Source organism: Ruegeria aquimaris (assembly GCF_025751555.1).
Taxonomy (GTDB): Bacteria; Pseudomonadota; Alphaproteobacteria; order Rhodobacterales; family Rhodobacteraceae; genus Ruegeria_B; species Ruegeria_B aquimaris.
On the sequence record NZ_JAOWLB010000001.1, the window covers coordinates 134,959 to 148,187 of the forward strand.

Consider the following 13,229-nt stretch of genomic DNA (forward strand, 5'->3'; position numbering starts at 1 on the left):
ACGCTCCTAGAGTGACCCCGAACAGGGGAGGAAACGGAATGAGCGGATTGTTCGACCTTACGGGCCGCCGGGCCTTGGTCACAGGGTCCAGCATGGGCATCGGCCTGGCATTGGCGCGCGGGCTGGCGCAACACGGCGCCTCTGTCGTGCTCAACGCGCGCAACGCTGCGCGGCTGGAAGACGTCGCCGGGGCGTTGCGCGCCGAAGGGCATGAGGTGGCCACCGCCGCGTTTGACGTCACCGATAAGGACGCCGTGACCGCCGCCATCGCGCAGATCGAAGCACAAGCCCCGCTCGACATCCTGATCAACAACGCCGGGATGCAGCATCGCGCGCCGCTCGAGGATTTTCCCGAAGAGCGATGGGATGCCCTGTTCTCCACCAATGTCAAAAGCGCCTTTCTGGTCGGCCAGGCGGTTGCCCATCCCATGATCGCACGGGGGCGTGGGCGCATCATCAACATCGCCTCGGTGCAAAGCGAACTCGCCCGCCCCGGTATTGCCCCCTATACCGCCACCAAGGGTGCAATCCGCAACCTGACGCGCGGCATGGCCACCGACTGGGCGAAACACGGGCTTCAAGTCAACGCCATCGCGCCCGGGTACTTCAAGACCCCGCTCAACCAGGCGCTGGTCGACGATCCGGCCTTTTCCGAATGGCTGGCCAAACGCACCCCGGCGGGCCGCTGGGGCAATGTCGAAGAACTCGTGGGAGCGGCGGTCTTCCTGTCCTCGGACGCCGCAAGCTTCGTCAACGGCCACACACTGTTCGTCGATGGCGGCATCACCGCGTCGCTGTAGGGGAGAATGAGAGATGCAGATAGGGTTCCTGGGCACCGGTCTGATGGGCGCGCATATGGTGCGCAACCTGCTCAAGGCGGGCCATATCGTCACCGTGTGGAACCGCACCGCCGCCAAGGCCGAGGTACTGGCGGCAGACGGTGCAACCGTCGCCGCTTCGCCCGACCGGGCCGTGGTCGGGGCCGAGATGGTGATCTCGATGCTGGCCGATGGCCCCGCGACCGAGGCGATCCTGTCGGACCCCACCCTGCGGCAGGCGCTGCCCCCCGGCTCGACCTGGGTCGACATGTCCTCGGCAAAGCCAGAGGAATCCCGCGCCCATGCGCATGACCTTGCAACGCTGGGCGTTGCACATCTGGACGCGCCCGTTTCGGGCGGGACACGCGGGGCCGAGGCAGGTACGCTGGCCATCATGGTGGGTGGCGCGGCGGAGACCTTCGACCGCGCGCGCCCGGCGCTGGAGGCGATGGGCCGCCCGGTGCTGGTCGGCCCCAGCGGATCGGGCCAATTGGCCAAGCTTGCCAACCAGGCGGTGGTCGCCATCACGATTTCCGCCGTGGCCGAGGCGATGCTGCTCTTGGAACAGGGCGGCGCCGATCCGGCGGCGGTGCGTGACGCGCTGAAGGGCGGGTTCGCAGACAGCACCATTCTGCAACAGCATGGCGCCCGCATGAGCGCGCGTGACTTCGCGCCGGGCGGGTTTACCCGGCTCCAGATCAAGGATCTCGACAATGTACTGGGCGAGGCCGCAAGCCTGGGCCTGACCCTGCCCGCGACCCAGGAAACCCGGCGCCGCTTTGCCCGGCTGCGCGACGATATGGCAGGTGGAGAACTTGACCACTCCGCTCTGTTCATGGAGCTTTGCAACCTCAACCAGTTGGAGACCGGCAGATGAGTATTCTGATCCTTGGTGGCGGGGGAATGGTCGGGCAGAAACTGGCCCATTCTCTTGCCGATCACGGCCTGACAGGACATGAAGGCGCGCCCGTCACCCTGTTCGATATCGGTTTCCCCGAAACCGGTGCGCCGGGGCAGCAGATTCGCGGCTCGGTCACCGACCCGCTTGCCATGCGTCGTCTCGCCGCCGCGCGGCCAGAGGTGATCTTTCACCTCGCTTCCATCGTTTCGGGAGAGGCCGAGGCCGATTTCGAGCTGGGCTGGCTCACCAATATGCAAAGCTTCTGGACCCTGCTGGAAGCTCTGCGCGCCGAACACCTGACCTCGAGCGGCAACTATCGCCCCCGTTTCGTCTTTACCTCGTCCATCGCGGTATTTGGCGGCCCCTACCCCGACAAGATCGGCGACGAATTCCTCAGCGCGCCGCTGACGTCTTATGGCGCGCAGAAGGCCTGCAACGAGCTCATGCTGACCGATTTCTCGCGCAAGGGGTACGTCGATGGGATCTCGATCAGGTTGCCGACCATTTGCGTGCGCCCCGGCAAGGCGAACAAGGCCGCCTCGTCCTTTTTCTCGGGCATCATCCGTGAACCGTTGAACGGGCTGGAAGCGATCCTGCCCGTGCCCGACACAGTGCGCCACTGGCACGCATCGCCACGCTCGGCCGTAGGCTTCCTGCGCCATGCCTCCACCATGGATCTGGGCCGGTTGCACGACCGCCGCGCGCTCAGCATGCCGGGTGTCTCCTGCACCGTCGCCGAGCAGATCGAAGCTCTGCGCGCCATCGCTGGAAACAACGTTGTGTCTCTGATCCGATCGGAACCGGACGAAACAGTGCAGCGCATCGTCCAGGGCTGGCCACGCGACTTTGACGCCGCACGCGCCCGGAAACTGGGATTCGCCGCCGAAAGCGACTTTGCCGAGATCATCCGCATCTATCTGGAGGACGATCTGCATCGGGGCTAGAGCGATCTGGCCAAGTGATCGACAATGGCCGCCTTGCAGCGATTGACATCCCGGGCCAGCGCCGCGTCGACGATAGCCTTGTGCTCTCGGATGATGGCCTCGAAGTAGTTGGCTCCAAAATCCCGCTCGGCGCCGACGACCTGCTGCCGGAACAGCGTATAGATCCGGTCATAGGTCTCCATCAGGATGGGAGACCCGCAGGCCGAGATAAGCATGGTATGAAACCCGATCTCGGCGTCGGACCAGACGTCCATGTAGGGCGACACGTCCGTGACATGGGCGATCTGGCTTTCGATATGGCTCAACTTGTGATGCGCCGCGGACAACGACGCCTCCCACTCCAGCCCTCCCATCCGAATGGAGCGCTCGGCGCCCTCATGCTCCAGCAGGATCCGGAATCGCGTCACGTCGCTGCGCCGTTCGGACGAGGATGGCGAGGCGCGGAAACCGCGCTGCTCCTCGAACTCGACCAATCCAGTGGGCAGCAGGCGCATCAGAACATCCCGCACCGTATTGGCGGAAACACCGTATAATCCTTGAAGGTCCGCGGGCTTGAGCCGCTCGCCCGGCTTGATGACAGCCGTCATAAGCTTGCGATGCAGATCATCGTAAATGTCAGCCGTTTCTATCTTCATTTTCTGATTCATGCCGGATGCCCCGGACCCGTTTCTGTGTCGTTCGGCTGTATCTAACTGCATCTGCGCGCCCTGTCCCGGCCCGTTTGCAAATCAAAATCATGATGCGTCGCATTATTGGAAGTTTCAAGGATTTTCAAAATTTTTCCGATTTCCGAAATTGTTGTTGGCATGCGGGCACGCGATTGCTAGGCTTTGCGGTGCGACACCCCTCGGCGAAGACAGAAAATGCGCCCGGCGGGGTCTATTCGTGCAACGGGAGGAGAAACATGAAACTCATTCGCATGGCGGCCGTGGCCGCCAGTACCTTGGCGCTTTTCGCGGGTGCTGCATCGGCCGATACGACCAAGCTGCGCATCCAGACCCACTATGCGCCGGAAACGGTGTCGGGCAAACTGGCGGCCCGCTATGTCGAAGACATCCAGACCATGTCCAACGGCGAGATCGAAGTCGAGATGTTCTACTCGTCTTCAGTGGTGAAATCGGTCGAAACCTTTGACGCGGCGGCCACCGGGATTCTCGACTGCGACATGACCGGCGGCGGCTATCAAACCGGCAAGAACTCGGCATTCCAGTTCGTCGGCGATATCATGGGCGGCTATTCGACCCCCTATCAACAGCTCAGCTGGCTGTATTTCGGCGGCGGTCTCGAAGCGGCGGCACCGCTCTACAACAAGTACGGAATGGAACTGATCGGCTGGTGGGTCTACGGGCAGGAGAGCTTTGCTTCGTCCAAGCCCATTTCCAAGGTCGACGACTTCAAGGATTGGAAATTCCGCTCACCCCCGGGCATGGAAACCAAGATCTTCGAGAAACTGGGCGCCAAGCCGATCGTGATGGATTTCACCGAGATCTTCACCGCGCTTGAAACCGGGATCATCGACGGCGCCGATGCGTCGGGCCTGGCCAACAACGTCGGTCTGGGTCTCTATGACATCGTGAAATACGCCAACTTCCCCGGCTTCCACTCGATGCCGTCGGACCACCTGGCCTGCAACAAGGCCGTCTTCGACGCGATGCCCGCGCATCACCAGAAGATCATGAAAGTGGCCATGGAAGCCCTGGCCCTGCGCACCGCGCTGACCTTTGAAAAGGCCAACGCTGAAGCCGCTGCAAAACTGCGCGCCGACGGCGTGACGCTCAGCGAATGGGCGCCGGAAGAGCTTCAGAAATTCCGCAACGCGGCACAGGCCACCTGGCCGGAATTCGCCGACACGCCGGAGGCCAAGGCGCTGGTGGAAAGCCACATCGCCTATCTGACCCAACTGGGTCTGGTGCAGCAGTAACGCTTGCGGGCGGGGTCTCTGCGACCCCGCCCCCTGCTCGCCGCGTACCGGGTCCGCCGGTCATCCCAGAAAATCTCAATCGCGGAGGTTCGGATGCAGCAACGATCCGGCAGTCTCGTGGAATGGCTGGTACCCTTGGCGTTCATCGTCTGCGCGGGCTGGCTGGCCTGGCATCTGCCCGCCTTCATTCTGGACTTCCTGCCACCGCAGGATCCATCGCAGTTCGACAAGCTGAGCGCCCTTTTCAAACGCAACGATGTCACGCCCGACATGCCCGGCCTGTTCGGCGGGTTTGCCGACATTTTCGACTGGCTGGCCCTGCTATTGCTGCCCGTGACGCTTGTCGCTGGCGTTCTCACCGTTCGTCGCGCGCCGATGGAGTTCGAGGCCTGGGGCCCGCTCGACCGGCTGTCGGTCTTTATTGGCCGGGTCACCATGATGCTGATCGTGGTGCTCTGCTGCGTCATGCTTTACGAGGTCTTCGTTCGCTACGTGCTGAACGCGGCCACCCTTTGGGCCAACGAGCTGTCGCTCTGGCTTGCGGGGTTCGTGTTCCTCTGCGCCGGTCTCTATGCGATGCAGCAGCGCAGCCATATCCGCATTTTCCTGCTGTACGACATGTTGCCCCGATCCTTGCAACGGGTCTGTGACACGATCTCGACCGTGCTGATCGTCACCTTTGCCTTTTTCCTTGTCTACGGGGGGTATGGCGAGGCGCTGGACAAACTCTATCGGTGGGAAACCTTCGGCACAGCGTTCGATCCGCCGATACCCGCCACGATCAAGCCAATGGTGCTGGTGGTTGTCGTCCTTGTCGCGGTGCAGGCCATCATCAACCTCGTCAGCGACTGGAATGCCGAAGCGGTCATTCACACTGCCGCCGACGATATCGACGCCGAAGAGCTTGAGGCCCTGAAACGCCAGGTGGGGAACAACTGATGGATATCGGAACCATTTCTCTGGTCCTCATGATGGGCCTGATCGTGCTGCTTGCCATCGGCATGCCGCTTGGCATGGCGTCGGCCATCCTTGCCGTGCTGGTACTGGTGATGAAGTTCGAGCCCGAGCTTCTCTGGGCGCCCTGGACCTTTGGCGACGGCATTCTCACTGGCCGCCCTGGCTCGGGCCCACTCAATATTCTGGCCCAGAAAATATATGGGCTGTTAACGGATTACGTGCTCATTTCCATCCCGCTCTTCATCTTCATGGCGGCCCTGCTGGAACGGTCCGGCATTGCCAAGTCGATGTATGACAGCCTGAACGTCTGGCTGAACCGCACCCGTGGCGGCATCGCCATCGTGACATCGATCATGGCGGTGATCATGGCCGCGATGTCGGGTATCATCGGCGGTGAGGTTGTGCTGCTGGGCCTGATCGCCTTGCCACAGATGCTGCGGCTGGGTTACAATCAGAACCTCGCCATCGGTACGATCTGCGCCTCGGGTTCGCTGGGCACCATGATCCCGCCCTCGATCGTGCTGATCATCTATGGGCTGATCACCGAAACCTCGATCAAGGCGCTGTTCACTGCGGCCTTTATCCCCGGTTTTATGCTGGCCTCGCTCATCATCCTCTACATCATCATCCGCACCCAATTGAACCCGGACCATGCCCCCCTGCCCGACCCCGTCCCGGGCGAGCCGCAGGGACTGGAAAAATCCATGCTGTTCGGCGCGTTCCTGTCGGTATTGATCGCGGGCTTTTCGAGCGCATTGTTCCTGAGGGCGCTGTTCTTTGAACTCTCCGGCCAGAACGCTGCCCAAACGGGCGATCCGATCACTTATGGCACCGCCGACTACCTGCCGTGGTTCGGCGGTACCACTGTGCTGATGCTGGTGCTGATCTTTCTCGTCTTCGGTCGCGCCCGCACCGCCACCGGCTGGGCGATGGGCAAGGGCCTGGTTCCCCCCATCGTGGTGATCGGCGTGGTGCTCGGCTCGATCTATGGCGGCATCACCGGCATTACCGAGGCCGCCGGGATGGGCGCGCTGGCGGTGCTGGTGCTGGCGATCTTCCGGGGAGAAGCCTCGTTCGACCTGGTCTGGGAAAGCCTGATGCGCACGTTGAAGTCGACGGGCACCATCATCTGGGTCACCATTGGGGCGGCGGCATTGGCTGGCGCTTACACCATCGCCGGCGGCCCCCGCTTTGTGGCCGACATGATCGTGGGCTCAGAGATGCCCAGCATGCTGATCCTGCTTGTCATGATGCTGATCCTGCTCTTCATGGGCGCCTTCATGGACTGGGTCGGTATCGTGCTGCTGATCATCCCGGTATTCCTGCCCATTGTACAACGCCTTCCGGTCGAGGAGATCGGCCTGATCGGCGAGCTTAATCCGCGTAACGTGTCGATCTGGTTCGGAGTGCTGTTCTGTATGAACATGCAGGTCAGTTTCCTGTCACCGCCCTTTGGCCCAGCCGCGTTTTACCTGAAATCGGTGGCGCCGCCGCATATCTCGCTGACCGATATCTTCAAGGGGTTCCTGCCCTTCATCGGCATTCAGATCCTGGCGCTGAGCGTGCTGCTCATCTGGCCGCCGATCGTCGAGCTTCTGCTCTAGGGAGTTGCGGGATGCTGAGCGCCGGTGAAATCGCCAAGTTCCGCCGCAACGGGTACCTGATCGTGGAGAACGTGTTGGGGCCAGGGGTGCTGGACCCGGTGCGCGCCGAGTATCAGGCGATCATGGACAGGCTTTTGCAGGACTGGAACCTGTCGCAGCGGATCGGTGGGCTGGACTTTGCCGAGCAGATCAAGGCGACCTATTTGCTGGGGCTCGATTGGTTCCAACCGATGGACATCTCCTTGCCCGGCGACCGGATCCGCGCAGATACGCCGATTCATTTCGGCCCGGCGGTATTCGATATGATCACCGCGCCGCGCCTGCTGGACCTGGTCGAGGCGGTGATCGGACCCGAGATCACCTCCTGCCCGATCCAGCACGTGCGCATCAAGCCGCCCGCCCGTGATCTGGCCCGCGACGAGTTGCGCGCCCATGTGGGCGGCACGGACTGGCACCAGGACCGCGCCGTTGCCCATGCCGAGGCGGACCAGACCGACATGGTGACGATCTGGATCGCGGTCACCGACGCAACGCCGGAAAACGGCTGCCTTCAGGTGCTGCCGCGCGCCGCTGATCGGATGCTCACCCATTGCCCGATGCGCCAGACCACCATCGCGCCGGGGCTGATCGACCCTGAACAAGCGCTGCCCGTTCCGGTGCGGGCGGGCGGCATCGTGGTGCTCGACCCGCTGATCCCGCATGCCTCGCTGCCCAATCTCACCGACGGCATCCGTTGGAGCTTTGACCTGCGCTACTCTCGCAGCGGCCAGCCCACGGGGCGCAGCCATTTCCCCGCATTCGTCGCCCGCAGCCGTAGTGAACCCCACACCGAACTGCGCGATTGGCGGCGCTGGCGGCAAATGTGGGTGGACACGCGCGCGCGGCTGGCCACCGAACCACATATCCAAATCCACCGCTGGCAGGGCGACAGCCCACTCTGCGCCTGAAAGAGCAGTTCCAAATGAAGCCCTATGTCCGCCTTGATCCCTCTGACACGGTCGTTACCGCCACCCGCCCGCTGGAGGCCGATACCCAGATCGAAGGGATCACTGTTCTCACGCAGATCCCTACGGGCCACAAGGTCGCCATGTGCCCGATGCCAAAGGGCACCGAGGTGCGCAAATACGCGCAGCTGATCGGCTATGCCGCGACCGATATCGCGCCAGGCGATCATGTTCACACCCACAACGTGGAGTTCCGCAATACGGATGTGGCGTATGAATATGGCACCGACTTGCGCCCCGTATCTCCGGCAGACGAGCCCGACACTTTCTTGGGATACCGGCGCGAGAACGGCTCGGTCGGCACCCGCAACTATATCGCCGTGGTGACCTCGGTGAACTGCTCGGCCACCGCCGCCCGGCGCATCGCCGACGCATTCGGCCCCGAGGAACTGGCCGCCTATCCAAATGTCGATGGTGTCGTGGCCTTTGTCCACGGCACCGGCTGCGGCATGGCGGGCTCGGGCGACGGGTTCGAGGCCCTCCAACGGGTAATGTGGGGCTATGCGCGCCACCCCAATCATGCGGGCGTGCTGATGGTGGGCCTCGGTTGCGAGATGAACCAGATCGACTGGTTGCTCGAAGCCTATGGTCTGAAGCAGGGGCCGCTGTTCCAGACCATGAACATCCAGAACGTGGCGGGTCTGCGGCGCACCATCGAGACCGGCATCGAGAAGGTGCGCGCCATGCTGCCCCTCGCCAATATGGCGCAACGCACACCCTGCCCCGCGTCGGAACTGAAGGTGGCGCTGCAATGCGGCGGCTCGGACGCCTGGTCGGGCATCACCGCCAATCCGGCGCTGGGCTATGCCTGTGACCTGCTGGTGGCGCAGGGCGGCACTGGGGTGCTGGCGGAAACGCCTGAAATCTATGGAGCGGAACATCTGCTGACACGGCGTGCCGCCGACCGCGCAACAGGTGAGAAGCTGGTGGGCCTGATCCACTGGTGGGAGGATTACACCGCGCGCAACCGCGGCTCGATGGACAACAATCCCAGCCCCGGCAACAAGAAGGGCGGGCTGACCACGATCCTGGAAAAATCGTTGGGGGCGGCCGCCAAGGGCGGCACCACGCCGCTGACCGGTGTCTACAAGTATGCCGAACCGGTGCGGGCGCGCGGCTTCACCTTCATGGACAGCCCCGGCTACGACCCGGCCAGCGTCACCGGCCAGATCGCGGGCGGCTGCAACCTTGTCTGTTTCACAACCGGACGCGGCTCGGCCTTCGGATCGAAACCAGCCCCCACGATCAAGGTTGCCACCAACAGCACGCTCTACGACCGTATGCCGGAAGACATGGATGTTGACGCTGGCCCCATCCTGTCCGGCGCGGCCACGGTCGAAAGCAAGGGGCGCGAGATCTACGAGATGTTTCTGCGCGTGGCGTCGGGCGAGATGTCCAAGTCAGAGGCGCAAGGTCTGGGCGATTACGAATTCGTCCCCTGGCAGATCGGAGCGGTGATGTGACCCGTCTTCTTATCGCAGGCACCGGCCTGATCGGCCATCGCCACATGGCCCATATCGAGGCCCATCCGGACCTGACTTTGGCCGGAATCATCGACCCCGACCCAACCCGCCGCGCGCATGTCACCGCGCCAGGCTGGGCGGATATCGACGCGGTCGATACAGAGGCCGACGGGCTGGTCATCGCCACCCCCACCGAAACCCATGCGCCGCTGGCCATCGCGGCCATGCGCAGGGGCTGGGATGTGCTGGTCGAGAAGCCGTTGGCCGAAACGCGCGAAGCCGCGCAATCCATCATCGATACCACCCGCGAAACCGGCCGCAAGGTGCTGGTGGGCCATCATCGCCGCCACCACCCGCGCGTGGAAAAGCTGAAAGAGGTGATCGCCAGCGGCCAGCTTGGCCAACCCATCGGCGGCTCGTTGATGTGGTATATGCGCAAACCCGAGAATTACTTCGACATTGGCTGGCGCGCGGGCATGAACGGTGCTCCCGTCAAGCAGAACCTGATCCATGATGTCGACACTTTGTGCTGGCTTTTCGGCCCGGTCGAGGACGTCGTGGGTCTTGGCGGCAACCCCGTCCGAGGTGCTGCGCGCACCGAGCACGGCGGCGCGGTGCTGCGCTTTGCCTCGGGTGTGATCGTCACCATCGCCTTTGCCGACACCACGCCGACGCCATGGGGGTTCGAGGCCGGAACCGGCGAGAGCCCTGCCATCCCCCACACCGCGCAGGACAGCCTGCGCATCGCCTGCACAGGCGGCGCGATCGAGTTTCCTTCGCTGACCACATGGACCGGCGCGCAAAGCTGGCATGACAGACCTGAACCCCAAGTGCTTGACGTCGCCGAAGGCGTGCCGCTGATCCGGCAACTGGAGCATTTTGCCGAGGTGATCGCGGGCCGCGCCGAACCCCGGGTCAGTGCCGAGGACGGGTTGCGCGCGCTGGACGTCACCCTCCGGATCGAGGATGCCACCCTGCCCGCCGGGGTCAGACAATGACCGCCCTGCGCTGCGGTCTGATCGGGGCGGGTCTGTCCCGCTCGCGGTTTGGTGCGGCGCTGGCCCTTCTGGGGCAGGAATATGGTCTGACAGTCGATTACACCCTGATCGACACCGAGGGTTTGCCGGATTTCGATCTACCTGCAACCCTTTCACGCTGTCGCGACGATGGCTGGAGCGGGGTTTCTGTCACCCATCCGTTCAAGCCCGAGGCGGCCCTTTGGGCTAGCGAAGCGATGCGACCCGAGATTGCGGGGCTGGGGGCCTGCAACCTGATAACCTTTGGCCAGCGGCTCTGCGGCCACAACACTGACTTCACCGGCTTCCTGGGTGCCTGGCGCAACAGTTTCGGCGACCGCCAACCGGGCCGTGTCGCCATGGCGGGCGCGGGTGGCGTCGCCGGAGCACTTGGCGGTGCCCTGATCGCGCTGGGGGCCGAGGACATCGCGCTCTGGGACCCGGTACCGAGCCGTGCAGCGGCGCTGGCCAAGTTGCTCGGTCCTCCTGCACGCGCGGTCGCCATGGATGCGGCAGAGCACACCGCGCGCGGGGCACATGGATTGGTCAACGCCACGGCTCTCGGAATGGGGACGGATACGCGCAGCGCCTTTGCACCGAGCTGGATCGGCAAGCAGGAATGGGCCTTTGACGCGGTTTACACACCCGTCGAAACCCCGTTTTTGCAAAACGCTGCACCTGCCGGCCTCATCAGCCTGACTGGCTTTGACCTTTTCCGCTTCATGGCCATCGGCAGTTTCGCCGCGCTGTCAGGCCATGCCGCCGACCCCGCGCTCGCCACATTGCTGGATCCGCTCCGCCCCAAGGAGATCGCCTGATGCCCGAAGTTCTGTCGCCTGCACAGATCGCCCGCTATCGCGAAACCGGCTACCTCGTGTTGGAAAACCGGGTGCCGCCGCCGGTCATCGCCGCGATCCGTGCTGAGATCGCCCGATTCACGGACGAGGCGCGCGGTATGACATCCTCGAACGACCGGCTTGATCTGGAGGACAGCCACCGCCCCGGCGCGCCGCGCCTGCGCCGAATCAAGCTACCCCACAAAATCAGCCCGGTGATGCGAGACCTGCTCTATTCCGACACTATTCTTGCCCCCGTGCGCGATCTGATCGGACCGGATTTGCGCCTGCATACCACCAAGCTCAACATGAAATCGGCAGGCTTCGGCGCGGCGGTCGAATGGCATCAGGACTGGGCCTTTTACCCTCATACCAATGACGATGTGCTGGCCGTCGGCGTTATGATCGACGACATGGCAGCGGACAACGGCCCGCTCATGATCTTTCCCGGCAGCCATCGCGGTCCAATCCACAATCACCACGCAAACGGCCACTTCGTCGGTGCGATGGACCTTGCAGCTTGTGGTTTCGACGCGCGCGACGCGGTGACGCTGACGGGACCGGCGGGCTCGATCTCTATCCATCACGCGCGAACGGTACATGGCTCGGCACTGAATCGCTCGTCCCGCGACCGGCGGATGCTGTTCTATGAGATCATGGCCGCCGACGCCTTTCCCGTCATGGGCTCGATGACCCGTTTCGACAATCTCGACGACTATGACAGCCGGATGCTGTGCGGTCAGCCCACGATCACGCCAAGGCTGGCGCCGGTGCCAGTCCGAATTCCGCTGCCGCCCCCGCCAGTGGCGGGCAGCATCTACGAGATACAGGCCGGGCTGACCGCCCGCGCCTTTGACAGGATAACGGAGGGATGAGATGGACAAACCGACAATCGGATTCATCGGGCTGGGGCTGATGGGCCGTGCCATGGTGGCGCGACTTCAGGACTGCGGCTATGCCGTCTCAGTGCTTGGCAACCGCGACCGCAGCGGTATCGAAGAGGCCACCGCGCGCGGTGCGGTCGAAGCCGCCTCTCCTGCCCAACTGGCCCGCGCAAGCGATATCGTGATGCTCTGCATGGGCACGTCCCAGCAGGTCGAGGCGCGGATGCAAGGGACCGATGGCGTCATCGCGGGATTGAGACCCGGCACGGTGGTGATCGACTTCGGCACCTCCCTGCCCGGTTCCACCCGGATGCTGGGCGAAATGGTCGCCGCCGAAGGTGGCACCATGCTGGACGCACCACTGGGCCGCACCCCCAGCCACGGGCGCGAGGGCAAGCTCAACATCATGGGCGCGGGTGACAGGGCCGCCTTTGACAAAGTGCGCTCGGTGCTGGACGATCTTGGGGAAAACGTCTTTCACCTCGGGCCGCTCGGCACCGGCCATACGATCAAGCTGATCAACAACTTCTTCGCCATGACCACCGCCAACGCGTTGAGCGAGGCCTTTGCCATGGCCGACAAGGCGGGCGTGCCCCGGCAGGCGCTATACGACGTGATGAGCGCGGGCCCCCTGCATTCGGGGATGATGGATTTCGTCAAGGCCTATGCCATCGACGGCGACGCGCAGAAACTGGCCTTTTCCATCCGCAATGCATCGAAGGACGTCGGCTATTATGCGCAGATGGCGCAGGACATGAACGCCGAGAGCCTGATGTCGGCCTGTGCCCGCCGCGCCCTGGCCGAGGCGATCGACGAAGGACGCGGCGACGATCTGGTGCCGCAGATGGTCGAGTTTTACGCCGCCCGGTTCGGCGGCTAGG

At 63.6% G+C, this 13,229-nt stretch carries 13 protein-coding genes; 12 read left to right on the plus strand and 1 reads right to left on the minus strand.

Going from position 1 to position 13,229, the window contains the following annotated elements:
- The first annotated feature begins 38 nt into the window (after nucleotides 1-38).
- From OE747_RS00685 to denD, 3 genes are read left to right on the plus strand one after another with little or no spacing between them, the layout of a single operon-like run.
- Nucleotides 39-800 (plus strand): SDR family oxidoreductase, encoded by a 762-nt coding sequence (locus tag OE747_RS00685; RefSeq protein ID WP_263826687.1) that lies wholly within the window; start codon nucleotides 39-41, stop codon nucleotides 798-800.
- Nucleotides 801-813: 13 nt separating this feature from the next.
- Nucleotides 814-1,695: an NAD(P)-dependent oxidoreductase gene (locus OE747_RS00690; protein WP_263826688.1), complete on the plus strand. Its 882-nt coding sequence runs from the start codon at nucleotides 814-816 to the stop codon at nucleotides 1,693-1,695.
- Nucleotides 1,692-2,663, plus strand: coding sequence for a D-erythronate dehydrogenase (denD, locus tag OE747_RS00695; protein WP_263826689.1), 972 nt, complete (start codon nucleotides 1,692-1,694; stop codon nucleotides 2,661-2,663). Before OE747_RS00690 ends, denD begins: the two co-directional genes overlap by 4 nt.
- On the opposite strand, the gene OE747_RS00700 is transcribed toward denD, so the two are convergent.
- Entirely contained in the window at nucleotides 2,660-3,298 is a 639-nt protein-coding gene (locus tag OE747_RS00700) for a GntR family transcriptional regulator (RefSeq protein ID WP_263826690.1), read from the minus strand. The two genes, denD and OE747_RS00700, sit on opposite strands and share 4 nt — an antisense overlap.
- Before the next feature lie 269 nt (nucleotides 3,299-3,567).
- Between OE747_RS00700 and OE747_RS00705 the strand changes: the two genes are divergently transcribed.
- From OE747_RS00705 to OE747_RS00745, 9 genes are all read left to right on the plus strand, one after another.
- Complete coding sequence (locus tag OE747_RS00705) at nucleotides 3,568-4,584, plus strand: TRAP transporter substrate-binding protein (protein WP_263826691.1); 1,017 nt, start codon at nucleotides 3,568-3,570, stop codon at nucleotides 4,582-4,584.
- A 93-nt stretch (nucleotides 4,585-4,677) separates the two neighbouring features.
- Nucleotides 4,678-5,523 carry a TRAP transporter small permease subunit gene (locus OE747_RS00710; protein ID WP_263826692.1) on the plus strand — a complete coding sequence of 282 codons (846 nt, stop codon included), beginning with the start codon at nucleotides 4,678-4,680 and terminating at the stop codon, nucleotides 5,521-5,523.
- Entirely contained in the window at nucleotides 5,523-7,145 is a 1,623-nt protein-coding gene (locus OE747_RS00715) for a TRAP transporter large permease (RefSeq protein ID WP_263826693.1), read from the plus strand. Before OE747_RS00710 ends, OE747_RS00715 begins: the two co-directional genes overlap by 1 nt.
- An 11-nt stretch (nucleotides 7,146-7,156) precedes the next feature.
- A complete protein-coding gene (locus OE747_RS00720; protein ID WP_263826694.1) occupies nucleotides 7,157-8,092 on the plus strand; it encodes a phytanoyl-CoA dioxygenase family protein in 936 nt (311 codons plus the stop codon).
- 14 nt (nucleotides 8,093-8,106) lie between these two features.
- Complete coding sequence (locus OE747_RS00725; RefSeq protein ID WP_263826695.1) at nucleotides 8,107-9,612, plus strand: UxaA family hydrolase; 1,506 nt, start codon at nucleotides 8,107-8,109, stop codon at nucleotides 9,610-9,612.
- Nucleotides 9,609-10,610 (plus strand): Gfo/Idh/MocA family protein, encoded by a 1,002-nt coding sequence (locus OE747_RS00730; protein ID WP_263826696.1) that lies wholly within the window; start codon nucleotides 9,609-9,611, stop codon nucleotides 10,608-10,610. Before OE747_RS00725 ends, OE747_RS00730 begins: the two co-directional genes overlap by 4 nt.
- Complete coding sequence (locus OE747_RS00735) at nucleotides 10,607-11,446, plus strand: shikimate dehydrogenase family protein (protein WP_263826697.1); 840 nt, start codon at nucleotides 10,607-10,609, stop codon at nucleotides 11,444-11,446. The genes OE747_RS00730 and OE747_RS00735 overlap by 4 nt, the downstream gene beginning before the upstream one ends.
- Entirely contained in the window at nucleotides 11,446-12,339 is an 894-nt protein-coding gene (locus tag OE747_RS00740; RefSeq protein ID WP_263826698.1) for a phytanoyl-CoA dioxygenase family protein, read from the plus strand. The genes OE747_RS00735 and OE747_RS00740 overlap by 1 nt, the downstream gene beginning before the upstream one ends.
- Before the next feature lies 1 nt (nucleotide 12,340).
- Nucleotides 12,341-13,228, plus strand: a complete 888-nt coding sequence (locus OE747_RS00745) for an NAD(P)-dependent oxidoreductase (RefSeq protein WP_263826699.1) — start codon at nucleotides 12,341-12,343, stop codon at nucleotides 13,226-13,228.
- Nucleotide 13,229: the final 1 nt, after the last annotated feature.

Coding starts and splice junctions, on each gene's coding strand:
- OE747_RS00685 (WP_263826687.1), top strand. CDS start 39: ATGAGCGGATTGTTCGACCTTACGGGCCGCCGGGCCTTGGTCACAGGG.
- OE747_RS00690 (WP_263826688.1), top strand. CDS start 814: ATGCAGATAGGGTTCCTGGGCACCGGTCTGATGGGCGCGCATATGGTG.
- denD (WP_263826689.1), top strand. CDS start 1,692: ATGAGTATTCTGATCCTTGGTGGCGGGGGAATGGTCGGGCAGAAACTG.
- OE747_RS00700 (WP_263826690.1), bottom strand. CDS start 3,298: ATGAAGATAGAAACGGCTGACATTTACGATGATCTGCATCGCAAGCTT.
- OE747_RS00705 (WP_263826691.1), top strand. CDS start 3,568: ATGAAACTCATTCGCATGGCGGCCGTGGCCGCCAGTACCTTGGCGCTT.
- OE747_RS00710 (WP_263826692.1), top strand. CDS start 4,678: ATGCAGCAACGATCCGGCAGTCTCGTGGAATGGCTGGTACCCTTGGCG.
- OE747_RS00715 (WP_263826693.1), top strand. CDS start 5,523: ATGGATATCGGAACCATTTCTCTGGTCCTCATGATGGGCCTGATCGTG.
- OE747_RS00720 (WP_263826694.1), top strand. CDS start 7,157: ATGCTGAGCGCCGGTGAAATCGCCAAGTTCCGCCGCAACGGGTACCTG.
- OE747_RS00725 (WP_263826695.1), top strand. CDS start 8,107: ATGAAGCCCTATGTCCGCCTTGATCCCTCTGACACGGTCGTTACCGCC.
- OE747_RS00735 (WP_263826697.1), top strand. CDS start 10,607: ATGACCGCCCTGCGCTGCGGTCTGATCGGGGCGGGTCTGTCCCGCTCG.
- OE747_RS00740 (WP_263826698.1), top strand. CDS start 11,446: ATGCCCGAAGTTCTGTCGCCTGCACAGATCGCCCGCTATCGCGAAACC.
- OE747_RS00745 (WP_263826699.1), top strand. CDS start 12,341: ATGGACAAACCGACAATCGGATTCATCGGGCTGGGGCTGATGGGCCGT.